This window comes from Thermoflexibacter ruber, assembly GCF_900113045.1.
GTDB classification, from domain to species: Bacteria; Bacteroidota; Bacteroidia; order Cytophagales; family Thermoflexibacteraceae; genus Thermoflexibacter; species Thermoflexibacter ruber.
Genome location: NZ_FONY01000039.1, coordinates 1 through 17187, shown reverse-complemented (window position 1 = coordinate 17187; position 17187 = coordinate 1). Strand labels below are relative to the sequence as shown.

Here is a 17187-nt window from a genome sequence, read left to right as displayed (position 1 = left end):
TTGAAAATTATTTTAAATTAAGAATAATAGAATGGCAATGAAATCGTATAAAATATTCATTTTGAGTTTTTTACTTTTTGCTTGTGAAAGTAAGGACAAACCAGCTTTCCAAGTGCAAAAAGCAGAAAAACCACAAATCAAAGAGAATGGCACGCAAATCATTTTTGCGTCTTTACCTCCTTATTTCGATACTTGGTATGCTTCCAAACGTTCTTTAGAAGGCAAGGTAGAAGCACCCGCCAAAGTTGCCGCTACCATTTATGCAGGGGCAGGAGGCGAGGAGAACAAAATTATTCTTTTCGAGAATCCTGAAATTACCCAACTGTATAGTGCTTATTTGCAGAGCGTTGCACACTTTAATAGAGATACTGAGTTTTATACAAGGGTACAAGATATGTATAAAAATGGTGCAGCAACGGGTAGGGAACTCTTAGAAGCGAAAACAGGTATGATTGAAGCACAAAATGAGATGCTCGAAGGGGAAACTCGCTTGCGAGTTTTTGGCTACAAACCCTCCGAACTCAAATCTGCCCCGCCTAATACAGCTTGGATAGTAGCAAGTGTCGCAGAGCCAGACCTGCGCTACATCAGAGTAGGAAATACCAGCCAAATAGAGTTCAAATCTTATAGCAATGAATTTTTTGAAGGTAGAATTGTAGCTATTGGCGAAGTGCTGAACCCCAATACTCGAACGGTAAACGTAAGAATTGCGCTCCCAAATAGAGATGAGAAGTTCAAACCCGGAATGTTTGCAGAAGCTCGCTTTGGCATCATGGAAAGCGATAAAATAGCCGTGCCTAATACTTCCTTAGTTACTGTAGAGGGCAAAACCTATATTTTTAAAAGAAAAGGCAATGTTTTCCAGCGTAGCGAGGTACTAACAGAAAAGCAAATCGGTGAATATACAATTTTAAAAAGTGGGGTAAGCGAAGGAGATAGTGTGGTTATTTCCAACGTAATACTGCTCAAAGGGTTCAGTTTTGGGTATTGATTTAGAAATGAGGAATCTGGAATGATTAAAATATAAATTAGTCATTCTTAATTAGTAATTAAAATTTTGCAATTAGTCATTAAAAAAAGTGATAAACAAGATACTAATATTTTCTTTTCGCAACCCCGCCACAGTGATTATTGGGGCTTTGGCATTGATGCTGGTTGGCTATTATGCTTTCACAGAGCTAAAAATTGAGGCATACCCCGATATTTCCGATACCAACGTAACTATCATTACGACCTATGAGGGGCGAGCCGCCGAGGAGGTAGAACAGCAGGTTACTATTCCCATAGAAAGAGCGTTGAACAGTGTGCCACGAGTGCTTTCTCGCCGTTCTCGGACTATTTTTGGCTTGTCGGTAGTACAGCTTACTTTTACCGACGGCACTGACGATTTTTATGCTCGGCAGGTAGTCTTGGAAAAACTACAAGCAGCAGAGATTCCCGATGAGGTACAGCCAGAACTTGCGCCTTTGACTACCCCTGTGGGAGAAATTTTCCGCTATATTGTGGAAAACAAGGGGGATTTTACACCAATGGAGATTCGTACTTTACAAGATTGGGTGATTAAACCCGCTCTTTTGCAAGTGCAAGGTGTGGCAGACGTTACTACTTTTGGCGGACCTATCAAAGAGTTTCATATCCTGACCAGCCCTGAGCAGTTGAAACACTACGATTTGAACTTAAATGACTTGATAGATGCCGTAGAAAAAAATAACAAAAATACAGGTGGAAATGTTATCCAAAGGGGTGGACAGGGCTTTGCAGTTAGAGGCATTGGCACATTGCGGAATGAAAAAGACATTGAGAATATTGTAGTCAAAGCGGTGGACGGCGTGCCTATTTTTATGAGAGATGTTGCCAAAATAGAAATCGCTCCACCTAATCCTTCAGGAATTTTTGGATATACTGTAACAGAGGAAGATATTGACTCCAATACAGGAACAGAAGGTATCGTATTGGCTATCAGGGGAGAAAATCCTTCGGAACTGCTCAAGAAATTGCAAGCTAAGATTCAAGAACTCCAAACCAATGAACTGCCTAATGGGATTCGCCTTCGGATTATTTACAGTCGTGCAGAATTGGTGGGTTATACACTCAAAACCGTTTCACATACCTTGATAGAAGGGCTTATCATTGTAGTAGTGGTGCTGATATTTTTTCTCAGTAGCCTTCGCAGTGCTTTGATTGTGGCGATTACTATTCCCATTTCCTTGCTTTTTGCCTTTCTCATGATGCAGTTGGTAGGGATTCCTGCCAACTTGCTTTCTTTGGGGGCGATTGACTTTGGGATAATCGTAGATGGGGCTTGTGTCATGGCGGCAGCTTTGGTAAGAAAAGTAAAGGAAGCTGAGGAAAAAAGAGATGCACAAGACTTGGTAGTCAGGGACTTATGCGAGATTTCTGCTAAAGAAATTGGGCAGGAAATTTTCTTTACTGTACTCATTATTATCTTGGCTTATCTTCCTCTTTTTACCTTGCAAAGGGTAGAGGGTAAGCTATTTTCGCCTATGGCTTACACGCTTTCTTTTGGTGTCATCGGAGGGCTGATTTGTGCTTTGACCATTATTCCTGTGCTGATTTCTTTGGCATATAAAAATTATCTGAAGAAAAAACGTAGGCTCAATATTAAAAACTACCTGCTTGTTTGGTTAGAAAAAGGATATGAAAAATTACTGCCTCTTTTGCTAACTTACTGTAAGCCATTTCTAATAGCTACTTTTGGAGGAGTAATTTTTATTTACTTGACCGTTTTGCCACAAGTGGGAACGGAGTTTTTACCTGAGTTAGATGAAGGCTCTATTTTTGCTCGCTGCTTCTTGCCATCGGGGGTTTCTATCCAAGAAAATGCCAAAATTGCCCCAATTATTCGCAAGGTGATTTCTAAACACACCCAAGTCAAAAATGTATTTACCCAAACAGGACGCAATGACGATGGCACTGACCCCTTCGCTCCAAACCGTACTGAAATTATGATAAGCCTCAAAGATTATTCGCTTTGGGCTGCGGACACCACCAAGCAGGAACTCATTAGCCAAATTCGCTATGAGTTACAAACTGCTCTCCCCGGTGCTTATTTTTCCTTCGGGCAACCTATCATAGACCAAGTTTCGGAAGTAGTAACGGGCAGTGCCGCAGATTTAGCAATTTCTATTATAGGTGATGACCTGACTTTGATGCGAAAAACCGCAGATAGCATTGTAAGTATTGTTAGAGAAATACAAGGAGCAAGTGAAACAGGCATAGAGCAAGAAGGCATACAAACGCAGTTGAGTATAGAAATAGACAGAGAAAGTGCAGCTCGCTATGGCATCAATGTCAGTGATATACAGTTGATGATAGAGGCAGCTATTGGAGGGAAAATCATCGGAACTGTTTATGAAGGGGCAAGGCGTTTTGACATCAAAATTCGTTTTTTACCCGAGTACAGAGATAACATAGATGTCATTAAAAATTTACTTATCAACTCTCCCTCTGGGGCAAGGATTCCGCTTTACCAACTGGCAGAAATCAAACTCATAGATGGGCAAACTAATATCACTCGCTTAAATGGAAAAAGATTGATAGCTGTTCGCACTAATGTCAGAGGGCGCGACCAGGGCGGCTTTGTGGCAGAATGTCAGAAAAAAATAGACGCACAAATTCACCTGCCCAAAGGATACAGCATCGAGTATGGAGGTCAGTTTGAAAACTTAGAACGCGCAGGAAAGAGATTGATGTTAGTGATTCCTTTGACTTTTGTCTTAGTGGGGGTTTTACTTTTTACCCTCTACCGCAACTTGCAAGATACTTTAATCACTATTCTTTGCGTGCCTTTAGCTGCTTTGGGAGGTGTCATAGCTTTATTGATGCGAGGCTACAACTTCAATGTTTCGGCAGGGGTAGGTTTTGTTTCTCTTTTTGGAGTATCAGTTATGGCAGGTGTACTACTCGTTTCGGCGTATGAACGCAAGAAAAAGGCTGGTTTTTACGACTTTAAAAAATTGGTCTTGCAAGCCTCTGTCCACGAGCTTCGTCCTATTCTAATGATGCTTTTCGTAGCTATCATAGGTTTAATTCCCGCAGCACGTTCCACAGGTATAGGCTCAGACGTGCAAAGACCTCTGGCGACGGTTATTATTGGTGGGCTAACTACTACGCTTATTTTCGTTCCTTTTATTATTCCTACTTTGTATTATTTCTTGGATTGGAAAAGTAGAAAAAGGAAGTAAATGATAGATGGCAAAGTATGACTCTCTGAAAGATTTTTAATTTGTCAATATTTATCTATTTATAGAATAAAAATAACTTATTTTTGCTTTCAAGAGAAATCTATCATTAAAACTAACTCATTGACTATGAAATTATTTCGTTTTGGAGAAGTAGGTAAGGAAAAACCGGGTGTACTCATGCCCGACGGATTAAAAATAGATGTAAGCGGGTTTGGAGAGGATTACTCCGAAGAGTTTTTTACAAATCATGGCATCAATCGCCTCAAAGATTGGCTACAAGCTAACTTTGCAAAATGTCCTATTGTACCAGTTGAGGCTCGCTTTGGCGTACCCTTGTACAAGCCAAGTAAAATCATTTGTATCGGGCTAAACTATCGCAAACACGCCTTAGAAACTAATGCAAAGATTCCTACTGAGCCGATTATTTTTTTCAAATCTACTACGGCTCTTTGTGGAGCTAATGATGATTTGATTATTCCTAAGAATAGTGAAAAAACAGACTGGGAGGTTGAGTTGGCGGTAGTCATCGGGAAAAAAGCCTCCTATGTAAGCGAAAGTGAAGCAATGGATTATGTGCTTGGTTATGCTCTGCACAACGATTACAGCGAGAGAGCCTTCCAAATAGAGCGTGGCGGGCAGTGGGTAAAAGGAAAAAGCTGTGATACTTTTGCTCCTTTGGGACCTTTCATTGCTACCAAAGATGAGATTCCTAATCCCAACAACTTGCCTCTTTGGCTCAAAGTAAATGGTAAAATGGTACAAAATAGTAATACTTCGGATATGATTTTCTATGTACCTTTCTTAGTCAGCTATATAAGCCAATTCATGACCTTGTTACCGGGCGACATTATTTCTACAGGCACCCCCGAGGGGGTAGGTTTGGGAATGAATCCCCCTACTTACCTCAAAGCAGGCGATATAGTTGAGTTAGGCATAGAAGGTTTGGGAACATCAAGGCAAGTAGCCAAAAACTACAAGTAACCTACTGTTCCGTTGTGCGTGATTTGAAAGAAAACCGCTAAATTTGCCAAAACTTTAACAATCAGAATGCAAGACGAAATTCAAGAATTTATAAAAAAAGATTGGCGTAACCACAAACGTATTTTTGCAAACCTTACGAAGTAGCCCAAGTGCCAACGGCTACATTATGGGAGCAGTTAGCGAACTGCTTTTGAAACAGTATTTGGAAAGCTTGGGTTACGAAGTCTTGCGTATCAAAGAAAAACCCGCAGGAGTCAACAACGCCAAAAACAGTGAGGCAAGAGGCGACTTTTACATTCGCAAAAAAGGCGAAAAAATTAGCCATTTGCCTACTTCACCTGAACATCTGTACCAAAATTATACGATTGATGTTTTGGTAAAAGACGAAAAACAGAACCCCGATTTTTACACCACTTTAGTACAACGACCTTGAAAAACTGATACGAGACACAAACCCCACACCACGAGAAATTGACGAAAGCCAATTAGACACAAGGGAAGATTTTGACGAAATATAAGAATGATTTTTACTTTACACAAATGTGTAGTATATTTACATATAAGTTTAGAGCAAAAAAGTATGTATATCAGCAAACTCAAAATCCAAAATTACCGCAATTTTTCAAGTTTAGAACTTGATTTACAACCTTTTACGCTTATCATTGGCGAAAATAATGTAGGAAAAACTAATTTGCTAAATGCGATTGGGTTGATTTTTAGCCAAGAAATAACCATTTTCAAGAAGCGTCTCTTGGAAATTGATGATTTCAACTATGATGTTGTGAAATCATTAAAAGAGAAAGTTGCTAATACATCTATTTCTAACTTAAATGAAATAGAACTACCTATTGTCAAGATTGAGGCATTTTTAAAGGATTTCACAGATGAACAAGCCGCAATAGTAGCAGATTGGTGTATAAATCGTGAATTAACAGAGGCAAAAGTTGTTTATGAATTTTCACCACAAGTGAGTTTCAAGAAAGATGAATGGATAAAAAAGCAAAGAGAGAAAACGAAATTAGATTGGCAAACAATTGATTTTCCAATAGATGCTTACGAATATACTATTTACGGTGGTGATGATACGTCAAACCGCTGTGATATGTACTTTTTGCGTATGCTCAAAATGGAATTTTTAGATGCTTTACGTGATGCCAAAAAGGAATTGGTTGCTAATAGCGATAGTCGGTTGCTTTACAAAATTTTGAACAGAAAAGAACTTTCAAACTACGATAAAATCAAAGAAATTTTGGGTAGTTTAACAAAGGAACTGAAAGAAGATAACCAAAATCTGAAAGATATAAGAGAAGATGTTAATACATTACTTGATAAAGTTTCATTGGCAGATGCTAATACGATAAATAAAATAGATTTTGATTTTACCTCACCTGAAACTTCTGAAATTCTTAAAAAGTTAAGCCTTACCTACGGCTCAAATCCGATTAGTGTAGAAAGAAATGGATTGGGCAGGAATAATTTGCTCTATATTTCATTATTGCTTTCACAAATCATTGAGGATGAGAAAATAAAGGCAGAGCAAAAAATTAGAGATTTTACGGCATTTCGTTTTATTGCCATAGAAGAACCCGAAGCCCATTTGCACCCAAATTTGCAAAACCATTTGGCTGAAAATATTGAAAGTATTGGAAAAGATAAAAAACATCTTCAACTCATTCTTACGTCTCACTCATCGCACATCACCTCAAAGTTAAGTTTAACCAATACGTTGGTTTTGTTCAAAGAAGAAAACAATATAAAATCGCATTACATTCTTAATGGTTTGGATACTGAAAAAGATAAAGAAAGCATTAACTACTTGGTAAAGTATTTAGATGCTACCAAATCCACAATGTTTTTTTCAAGAAAAATCATCTTAGTAGAAGGCATTGCAGAGCAACTACTAATGCCCAAATTTTTTGAGAAGGTTACAGGCAAAACGCTTGAAAAAGAAAATTGTATTGTGGTAAATGTTAATGGTGTTGCTTTTGAGCATTTTTTAAAAGTAATTAAAAATGGCTTTTTTGTAAAATGTGTGGTATTTACAGATAGTGATACTGATAAGCAAACTAAAAATCGTGCAGTTGCTCTTAAACGTGCTTATGCAACTATGAGTAATTTAATTGATATTCAAATTACTACAAAAGAAACTTTTGAAAAGGACTTGATAGAAAGTAATAAATCAGGCATAGGGAAAAGTGCCTTACTCGACGTGCTTGAAAAGACAAAGAAAAAATTAAGTAGTCGTAAAAAGGTTGCAACTTTTAGGGCTTCATTAGGGGCAAATGATATAGATGTAAATACATTTTTTAACGAAATTGAAAACTACAAATCTGAATTTGCCTCTAATCTTTTAGATAAGATGAACGAAGATTTGAATAGTATCAATGTTCCTACTTACATCAAAGACGGTCTAGACTTCCTTATCAAATGAAAACAGAAAAACCAACCTTAGTAATTGCGGGGGCGGGTAGTGGCAAAACTACCAATATGGTAAAGGAAATACTAAAATACTTGCCCGAATTAGAGCCACATAGGTTTTTAGCGGCAATTACCTATACCAATGCGGCTACCAATTCTATCAGAGAAAGATTAAGCCAATACACCAAAATCCCTGCAAATGTTTTTGTGGGTACAACTTATGCCTTTTTTAATAAATTTTTGGTTTTGCCTTATGGAAGTTTATTACCAAAAGTAACTGAAGATAAAAAAGATAAAAAGGAAAACACAATCAAAGAATATTTTATAGCGACAGATAAAATATTTTTTGAGTTAGATGATAAAAAAGTATTAGAAATACTCACAGGCAGACATCCAGATTGGAATAGGAAAAATGCTCAACAGAAACAAGTCTTAGAGTATGCCTTTACTAACCAATTAGTTAGGCAGGGGAAAATACCATTTGATAAAATAGCAAGTATTGCGTCTTACTTGATATGCGATTATCAAATTGTTAGAGAGAAAGTAGGTAGTAGATTGCAGTTTTTATTTGTTGATGAGTTTCAAGATACTGATAACCAACAATTTAAAGTTTTTGATGAAATCAGAAAATCAAAAAAGACTAAAATCTATAAAGTGGGTGATGCAGAACAGTTCATATCTAACTATTCAGCAGGTTTCAAGGATTTCTCTAAAATTCCAATATTGCAGCATAAGCAAAAATATGAAGTAGAAGAAAAAAGAGATAATAACCGTTGTAGTTCTCAAATTACGACTTTTATCAATAATTTCAATACGCAATTACAACAAGAAGCCCGTTTTTCAACAGTTGAAAAAAATGGTGTATTTTTTATTTCTCAAACAGATTTACTGCAAATCTCAAATACATTTAAAGATAAAACAGAAATTTGGAGAGATGAACCTGATTTCAAAAGGTTTTATTTGGCATTTGAAAACAAGGCTTTTGATAGCGTTTCAGGTTTAATTAAAATCTCAAATGAAAGTAAAAAATCATATCATTTACTTTCGGAGGTAATACTTATCATAACCAAAATAGTAGGATTTAATTCAAAACAAATTTGCGAAAAATACAATATCAATATAATTCAACTCAGAACACTTGCCATAAAATTGTGGAAAAAAGAATTTGCAAACTTTGATGAGTTTAAGACCTATTTTGAACGAGATTTAGCCTTTCAAATATCCACAGAAAAGCATTTTGATGCCGAAAAGTTTTTTAGCGAACTACAGAATTTAAAAATAATTCCAAAAAATCAACAGCACACAGATTACACAACTACCATACACAAGTCCAAAGGTTTAGAAGCTACGTGTGTTTTAGTAGTTGCAAGAGACAATAACGAACTTGAAAAATGGTTAGAAAATAATCATACTAATAGAGTGGCTGTTCAATATAATCAAAAAAATAAAAAAAAGGCTTTTGAAGACCATTATAGATTAGGTTTTGTGGCATTTAGCAGAGCAAAAATGGCTTTGTATATTGCTTGCTTACAACAAATCAACGAAGCAAATAAGAAAAAATTAGAAAGTTTAAATGTTCAATTTGTGTAGTTATGGAAAATTTACTTGACCTTCAAAAAGAAACTTCCTTGCTCAAAAAGTTTTCTGAAATCCACAATAGCATTTATGCTAATGACGGACTTTCGGCACGGCAAGCATTAGACGAAATGCTAAAAGTATTGTTTATTGTACTATTTGCTTTATTATTTGCGAACAGAAATGTTTTTGAAACAGGTTTTTATGTATCGTACAGGGGCAGCCATTCCGAACATTTCCGACTACGATTTAGGCAGAATTTTGGTGTATTTGCCCGAAGAAAAAGTTTTGCAAGAAATCAGCGAAAAAGTCCGTTACTCTTTTGAACTTCGTAAACAAGCAAAGGAAGAAGTTGAAAAAATATTGGTAGCGTTTTAGCGAAAAAAGAACAAACCACGCACAAATGCTTTTCCGTTCAAAAAAATTATACTTTACAAGGTTTGTAAAACCTTGTAAAGTATAATACAATTAATTCTCTCCTACCTTTACTCCACTAAGCATTTTCTCTACCTCACTCTCGAAGTGAGCAGAGAAGTCAGCAATTTTCATCATACCCAAGTCCCCTTCTCCTTTTTTACGCACAGAAACTGCTTCTTCTGCTTGTTCTTTTTCACCAACGATGAGCATATAAGGTACTTTTTTCACTTCTGCATCGCGAATTTTTCTACCTATTTTTTCATCTCTCTCGTCCAAAAAGCCTCGAATATCTTTTTGCTGGAGGGTTAAAAACACCTCTTGGGCATAGTCATGGTATTTTTCAGAGATAGGCAATACAGCTATCTGCTCAGGAGCGAGCCAAAGTGGGAAATTCCCAGCACAGTGTTCTAAAAGCACTGCGGTAAAGCGTTCCATAGAGCCAAAAGGAGCGCGGTGAATCATCACAGGTCTATGTTTCTGATTGTCCGCTCCTGTATATTCCAGCTCAAAACGATTAGGTAACTGATAATCGACTTGGATAGTCCCTAATTGCCATCTTCTACCCAAAGCATCTTTCACCATGAAGTCCAACTTGGGACCATAAAATGCCGCTTCCCCATATTCTACCACTGTTTTCAAATTTTTCTCTGTTGCCGCTTCGGTAATTTGCCGCTCAGCAAGTTCCCAAAGTGCTTCATCTCCTATGTACTTGCTTCTATCTGTCTGATGACGAAGGGAAATCTGGGCTACATAGTCCTCAAAACTAAGTGCATTGAATACATACAAGACCAAATCTATTACTTTTTTAAACTCCTCTTTTACTTGGTCAGGGCGGCAGAAAATATGTGCATCATCTTGTGTAAAACCTCTTACCCTCGTCAAGCCGTGTAATTCTCCACTTTGCTCATAGCGATACACCGTTCCAAATTCTGCATAGCGAATAGGCAAATCTCTGTAAGAGCGAGGTTTAGACTTATAAATCTCGCAGTGATGGGGACAGTTCATCGGCTTTAGTAAAAACTCCTCGTCCACATCAGGAGTTTTGATGGGCTGGAAAGAATCCTTGCCGTACTTTTCATAGTGTCCTGAAGTTATATAAAGTTGTTTTCCTCCGATATGAGGAGTTACCACTTGCTGATAGCCTGCTTTTACTTGCGCCTTTTTTAGGAAATTTTCCAAGCGTTCTCTCAATACTGCCCCTTTGGGCAACCAAAGAGGCAAACCCATGCCCACTTTTTCAGAGAACGTAAACAGTTCTAATTCCTTACCCAACTTGCGGTGGTCTCTCTTTTTGGCTTCCTCTAAGAAATGTAAGTATTCTTCTAACTCCTTTGCTTTGGGGAAAGTAATCCCATAAATACGCGTAAGTTGCTTGTTTTTCTCATCACCTCGCCAATACGCTCCCGCTACATTCAGGAGTTTGATTGCCTTGATGAAGCCCGTATTAGGGATATGGGGTCCCCTACACAAGTCAACAAAGTTGCCTTGTGTGTAAAAAGTAATGTTGCCATCTTCCAAACCCTCTAAAAGTTCCAACTTATAGGGGTCGCCTTTTTCGGTAAAGTAGCTAATTGCTTCTTTTTTAGAAACTTCTTTTCGGATATACTCACTTTTTTGCTTAGCAAGTTCTTGCATTTTCTCCTCTACTTTTGGCAAGTCATCAGAAGAAAAAGCCTGCCCGTTGAAGTCCACATCGTAGTAAAAACCATTGTCTATGGCAGGTCCTATCCCAAATTTGGTGTTAGGATAAAGTGCCTCCAAAGCCTCAGCCATGAGGTGAGCGGAGGAGTGCCAAAATGTTTTTTTACCATCGGTGTCGTTCCAAGTGAGTAGCTGAACGGTAGCGTCTTGTTGGATAGGGCGAGAAGCGTCCCAAACTTCTCCATTGACCTTAGCGGCAAGGACATTGCGCGCTAAACCTTCGCTGATGCTCAAGGCGATTTGCATACCTGTTACGCCTTGCTCATACTGCCTGACAGAGCCGTCAGGTAAAGTAATGTTAATCATTGGCTTATAAAAAATTTAAGTGAACGCCTTGCCTACAACTGCAAGGCTAAAATGTGGGTGCGAAGGTAGTTAATTTTTTTGGATTTTGATATTTATCATACTTCCGTTTTTTGGATAACAAGTTAAAATATTCTTTTTGCTTTTATTTACATCTTTATCTTTCCCTAATTGACATTCAAGAAAAAATGTTCTTTGACTGTGGGGGCAATTTTCAAAACCACAATGGAATTTTCGGATAGCATCTGACAGTTCTACTGCTGCTTAGAAAGTCAGTCAGAACTACGAGGGAACGAATACTTATTGAAACTTAATTAAACATTAGAATAACATTTTTTAGTTTTTATACGTTAATCTAAGTGAACTTTGCGTTGATTAGAAAAATTTTGTTAGCTTTGCTTGACTTAATCAGAGCTATATAGGACAACCAAATCTTGACATGCAGTTAAAATTTTATTTTGATAGATTTTTTCTAATTCTATGCTTCCTTTTCCCTTCCTTCGTTTTAGCACAATCACCTCTGCTTCCGCAAAGGTATGTGCCTAATAAGCTCATTGTAAAAATAAAGCAGTCTGCTACTACTAATGGCAGAATAGAAGCCGCAGAAAGTACCCTAAGAAGCCAAATGAATCTGAAGCAAGTCAAATGTGTATTTCAAGAGTCAAGTTCACCATTTCAAAGCCATACCTTTGAGAACAACTTATTAAAAAATTACTATGAGGTAGAGGTAAGCCAAGAGGAATCCCTTGCTCAAGCTATAGCACGCTTAAAAGCTCAAAGCTGGGTAGAGCATGTAGAGCCATTGACCTACTTTGAAACACTCTCACCTCCGTTTCGTCCTAATGATAGATTCTTTGTGGAAGGTCGCTTATGGGGATTAGAAAAAGCCCAAGTCCCTGAAGCATGGGAAATTAGCAAAGGAGATTCTAATATTGTGATTGCTGTGATAGATGACTATATTTGGGCTGGTCACCCTGAGTTTCAAGGACAGTTGAAGTACAACCATAAGGAAAGGTATGGACTTAGAGGCGTTGATGATGATGGTAATGGTTTTATAGATGATTCCTTAGGCTATGATTTTGCTCAAAACAACTTTGCCTTGGCGGGCTGGCACGGCTCGGCAGTAGCTGGCGTGGCTGCTGCCAAGGTCAATAATGGAATAGGTTTAGCAGGGGTCGGTTTTAACACACGCATTATGCCTATCAAAGTTGTGCCACAAAATATGCTCCCCAAACTGCCCGACCCTACAAGTGCAGACATTGCCAAAGCAATTAAATATGCCGTAGATAACGGTTGTCGCATTATCAATATTTCTCTGGGGAGTACGGACTGGAAATCACAACTGCTCCAAGAAACCATTAACTATGCTACTTTGGTTAAAAATGCCCTTGTAGTTGCGGCTGCGGGCAATAGACAACAAGAAATAGAACTGTTCCCTGCTTCCTATGAAAATGTACTTTCTGTAGCCGCCTCTGATGAGAACGATAGGATTTACGGTTCTTATAATCATTTTGTAGATGTCATGGCACCGGGTAAAAATATTTGGACTACCATGATTACCATGACAGAGTTATACAATATGCACGAAGGCTCGTCTTTTGCGGCTCCTTTTGTATCAGGTCTGGCGGGTTTGGTTATGGCAAGATTTCCGCAGATGACAGCCCAGCAAGTCGCAGAGCAGATAAGAGTTACGGCTGATGATGTTTACCACTTGCAGGGAAATCCTGCCTTAGCAGAAAAGTTAGGCAAGGGTAGAGTAAACGCATGGAAGGCATTACAAGCCAATATTGCTCAGTCGGTAAGATTGCTTAATCCCAAATTGGTGAATAAGTTTGGAGAATATGCTTTCCAAAACGATACAGTAAGTTTGGTTGCAAACTTTGTGAATTATCTCAAACCAAGTACATCTGCGCTGAAGGCTACACTCAGTACCTCTTCGCCTTACGTAACTATCGTCAAAAATACTTGTCGCATCGGAGCGTTAAATACCTTAGACTCTGTTACTAATGCCTCTGCTCCTTTCTTGGTTTACCTGCACCCTGATATCCCAAGAGGAGAAAAAATCAAGTTTAGGGTAGGTTTTGAGGATGTCAATTACAATGACTACCAATACTTTTTTGTAGAAGTTTCTGACTATTATCTGAATATATACGTCAATGACTTTAGCCTTACCTCCGCAGCGAACGGTCGGATAGGAATGGTCAATCAGACAAATACAGAAGGCATAGGTATTGAATTTCAGCAAAGGCAGATTTTGAAAGAAGCGGGACTGCTCGTTGGCATCAGTGAAAGTAAAGTCGCCAACAGTATTAGAATCAATGAAAACACAAAAGCTAATGACTTTGAGCCAATTCAACATATTAGATTTACAAAAAAAGACTTTCATAATGTGCAGACTTCTGCTATTTTCTCTGACAAAAACAAAATAGGATTACTAATAGAACAAACAATCAAAGGAAAAGCAAACAGTCCACACGATAAATATATTTTAGTAGATTATCTTCTTACCAACCAAAGTAATCAGGATATTGATAGTTTGTATGTAGGATTGTACGCTGACTGGGACATGGGTGGAGGTTTCTACAACTTAGCAGACTGGGATAGACAAGACGAATTTGGCTACGTATTCCAAGACAATAGCAGAACCTATGCGGGTATAAAAGCTATAGGTGGAGAGCCTCAGTACTATCCCTTAGAAAAAAGATACAGCGATGGGCAAGTAAACTTATTTGATGGATTTTCCGAAGCCGAGAAATTCATTACACTCAGCAATGGTTTAAAAAGATTGCAAGCAGGGTATAACATCACAGGGGCAGATGTCGCTCACGTAGTCGGATTGAAACTTAAGAATCTTAAAAAAGGAGAAGCTCAAAAAGTTACTTTTGTATTCTTATCAGGCAGTAGTATAGAGGAAATGAGGCAGGCTCTGAGAAAGGCAGAAATGATACTGAATCCTCAAAGTAGCGTAGGTAAAAAGCCAGTTATCCCTACGACACTTTGCTGGGCAGATTCTTTATATATCAAAGCCCTCAATGCAGAAAAGCTAAACTTCTATGACAAAGATAATTTTAAAAAACCTTATCTAACTACTAAGGAATTAAAAGTCAGCTTGGCAGATACGGCAAAGGTATTTTATATCACTAATGCAGACTCTTTGATAGAAAGCGAAGTACTCGCCTATCAGTTTAAAGTACATAAGGCAAAAGCCAATTTTTATGCTATTGATTCTCTCAATATTGCAGACTCTACAATCATTTATTTCAAAGATAAAAGCACCAGTGCAGTTCAATGGCAATGGGACTTTGGCGATGATACTACTGTGGATACCTTGCCTAATCCTATTCATCGATTTACAAAAGCAGGCAAATATAAAGTTACTTTGACTATAACAGACAGCCTTGGTTGTCAGGCTTCCTATTCCAAAATTATCAAAGTAGTTCGCCTGGTACGTAGCCCTATGCCTACGCTACCTGTTTCAGAAATCTATGCTTGTCGTACAGACCAAGTAAAGATTAGACCTAATAACGGACAAAATTTCAAGTTTTATCTTTCCCTTCCACTTGCTCAAGCAATTCATATAGGGCGAGATATTACTATCAAAGATTTGAATATCAAAAAGTTGTATATTAGCAATATAGACTCTGCATTTGAGAGTTTTCCCATAGAAGTTAGTATTAAGAGAGGAGATTTGACGGCAGATTTTGATTACTCTCCCAAAGCAGATACTATTACCAATGAGCGAATTTCCTTTACCAATCTATCCAAAGGCTCTTTAGGTTTGACCAACTGGGAATGGGATTTTGGTGATGGCTCTAAAAGTAAAGAAAACAACCCGGTACATCGCTACAAAGCACAGGGTATATACAAAGTAATGTTAAAAGTTACAGACTTTTCTGGCTGTACAGACTCGATTGCTAAAATATTCCGCGTAGGCAGAAAAGGGCAAATACCTACGGTTGATAATCAGGTAATTTGTGAAGGAGGTTCTATCGTTATAGCCCCAAGCAATGGCACAAAATTTAACTTCTATGCTTCTTTGCCTCTTACTACTCCTATTCATCAAGGGAATAGCCTAAGTTTAAGTAATGTATTGGAAAATAAAACATTGTATATTACTAATACAGACTCCATTGTAGAAAGTGATTACAAAGTAGTGCAAATTACGGTTAATAAACCTAAAGCAGACTTTTATGCTCCAGAGGAAATCCTGCTTTACAGAGCCAACAATATAGTGGCTTTGCAAGATAGAAGCACTGAGGCTATAAGCTGGTCATGGAATATGGGGGACGGTTCTGCTCCGCTTACATCGCAGAACCCTACTTATTTGTACAAGAAGCAAGGAGAATATACCATCACGCTTACCATCATAGACAGATATGGCTGTAAGGCTTCTGCAAGTAAGAAAATTAAAGTCATCAACAGAGCCAAACCACCCCTCATTGCCAACATAAGAGTATGTAGTGGCACACAGGTAAAGCTAACTCCCACAGGAGGAACAAAGTTTAGGTTTTATGAAATCTATCCTTCCTCTATTTTTGCTCATGAGGGAGCAGACTGGGACTTAGGCAAACCAAGTGCAACAAAAAGTTATTTTGTTACTTGTATAGACTCTTTGCACGAAAGCGAAGCCACCAAAGTAGAGGTCAAGGTAGATAATGTAACTTCTCGCTTTGAAGTAAACTCTCTGAATGACAAAAATGTGCTTTATGTAGGCGACACGCTTGTTTTTACGCCCGAAACCAAAGACGGATTGTACTATCAATGGTACTTAGGCGACGGCTATTCCAGTAACCAGCAAACCCTCAAATATATTTACAAAAACGCAGGCACCTACTCTGTATTTTTATCTGTCAGGAATGAAATAGGTTGCGCAGCAGAGGGCAGACAGGCAGTCGTTATTAAGCCAAAATCTATGATTCCGCCCGATGTCAAAGTATATCTATACCCCAATCCAAGCGAAGGTGATGTGAAGTTAGAAGTAAACATGCCAACACTTACCTTAGTACATGTAGAAATTTACAATATGCTGGGACAGAAACTGGAAAGTATAGAAACCAATATGGTCAAAGATGAAGTATATAACCTAAGTCTTAAAAACAGGGATAAAGGAGTTTACTTATTTAAGATAATGGCAGGCGGAGAGCAGTTTATTAAAAAAATTATTTACCAATAGCAATTTTTAACAATTTAAAAGGAATTTTCTTAGCAGGTAATAAATATTACCTGCTTTTTTATTATATTTGTTTTTATACTAAAAAGTAAAAGGTTTTGAAATTTGGATTAGGAAAATTACGAAAAAAGTACAATATTTGGTAATCAAATTAGTAAAAATGTTATCACAAGCAGACTATGATTTACTAAGGGAGTTACAACACAATGAACGCTATGCCAGAGCGTACAAGAAGATAACTGTGCTTTTAATGCTTCATTTGGGTCAAAGTATGGAGGTGATTAGTGCCAGTTTAGGCATCAGTGAAGGAACAGTGAGGAACTATCGGCAGCGATATGAGCAAGTAGGTTTGGAAGCCTATTTACAAGATAATTATCAAGGTTATACAGGCAAGTTGAGTGTGGCACAGCAAGCCGA

General features: G+C 37.9%; 10 protein-coding genes. 9 read left to right on the top strand and 1 reads right to left on the bottom strand.

The window, feature by feature from the left end; translation table 11 throughout:
- The first annotated feature begins 37 nt into the window (after nt 1–37).
- The 7 genes from BM141_RS17955 (at nt 38) to BM141_RS17925 (ending at nt 9557) form a co-directional block, all read left to right on the top strand.
- A complete protein-coding gene (locus BM141_RS17955) occupies nt 38–991 on the top strand; it encodes an efflux RND transporter periplasmic adaptor subunit (protein ID WP_177217440.1) in 954 nt (317 codons plus the stop codon).
- Between the two features lie 88 nt (nt 992–1079).
- Nucleotides 1080–4205 (top strand): efflux RND transporter permease subunit, encoded by a 3126-nt coding sequence (locus BM141_RS17950; protein ID WP_091548852.1) that lies wholly within the window; start codon nt 1080–1082, stop codon nt 4203–4205.
- 126 nt (nt 4206–4331) lie between these two features.
- Entirely contained in the window at nt 4332–5186 is an 855-nt protein-coding gene (locus tag BM141_RS17945; protein WP_091548851.1) for a fumarylacetoacetate hydrolase family protein, read from the top strand.
- A 124-nt stretch (nt 5187–5310) separates the two neighbouring features.
- Nucleotides 5311–5619, top strand: a complete 309-nt coding sequence (locus tag BM141_RS17940) for a hypothetical protein (RefSeq protein ID WP_091548850.1) — start codon at nt 5311–5313, stop codon at nt 5617–5619.
- 87 nt (nt 5620–5706) lie between these two features.
- Nucleotides 5707–7617: an ATP-dependent nuclease gene (locus tag BM141_RS17935; protein ID WP_317039487.1), complete on the top strand. Its 1911-nt coding sequence runs from the start codon at nt 5707–5709 to the stop codon at nt 7615–7617.
- Nucleotides 7614–9194: a UvrD-helicase domain-containing protein gene (locus BM141_RS17930; RefSeq protein WP_091548849.1), complete on the top strand. Its 1581-nt coding sequence runs from the start codon at nt 7614–7616 to the stop codon at nt 9192–9194. The genes BM141_RS17935 and BM141_RS17930 overlap by 4 nt, the downstream gene beginning before the upstream one ends.
- Nucleotides 9195–9368: 174 nt before the next feature.
- On the top strand, nt 9369–9557 hold the full coding sequence (locus BM141_RS17925) for a restriction endonuclease subunit S domain-containing protein (RefSeq protein ID WP_221407704.1): 189 nt from the start codon (nt 9369–9371) through the stop codon (nt 9555–9557).
- Nucleotides 9558–9647: 90 nt separating this feature from the next.
- On the opposite strand, the gene thrS is transcribed toward BM141_RS17925, so the two are convergent.
- Nucleotides 9648–11603, bottom strand: coding sequence for a threonine--tRNA ligase (thrS, locus tag BM141_RS17920; RefSeq protein ID WP_091548847.1), 1956 nt, complete (start codon nt 11601–11603; stop codon nt 9648–9650).
- 436 nt (nt 11604–12039) lie between these two features.
- Between thrS and BM141_RS17915 the strand changes: the two genes are divergently transcribed.
- Both BM141_RS17915 and BM141_RS17910 read left to right on the top strand, forming a co-directional pair.
- A complete protein-coding gene (locus BM141_RS17915) occupies nt 12040–16773 on the top strand; it encodes a PKD domain-containing protein (protein WP_091548846.1) in 4734 nt (1577 codons plus the stop codon).
- A gap of 157 nt (nt 16774–16930) precedes the next feature.
- Nucleotides 16931–17187: helix-turn-helix domain-containing protein (locus BM141_RS17910; RefSeq protein WP_143090922.1), on the top strand; the 257-nt coding region annotated here is incomplete at its 3' end.

Excerpts from the sequence above, each read along its gene's own strand:
- BM141_RS17945 (WP_091548851.1), top strand. The coding sequence starts at position 4,332 with ATGAAATTATTTCGTTTTGGAGAAGTAGGTAAGGAAAAACCGGGTGTA.
- BM141_RS17915 (WP_091548846.1), top strand. The coding sequence starts at position 12,040 with ATGCAGTTAAAATTTTATTTTGATAGATTTTTTCTAATTCTATGCTTC.
- thrS (WP_091548847.1), bottom strand. The coding sequence starts at position 11,603 with ATGATTAACATTACTTTACCTGACGGCTCTGTCAGGCAGTATGAGCAA.
- BM141_RS17935 (WP_317039487.1), top strand. The coding sequence starts at position 5,707 with ATGATTTTTACTTTACACAAATGTGTAGTATATTTACATATAAGTTTA.
- BM141_RS17930 (WP_091548849.1), top strand. The coding sequence starts at position 7,614 with ATGAAAACAGAAAAACCAACCTTAGTAATTGCGGGGGCGGGTAGTGGC.
- BM141_RS17955 (WP_177217440.1), top strand. The coding sequence starts at position 38 with ATGAAATCGTATAAAATATTCATTTTGAGTTTTTTACTTTTTGCTTGT.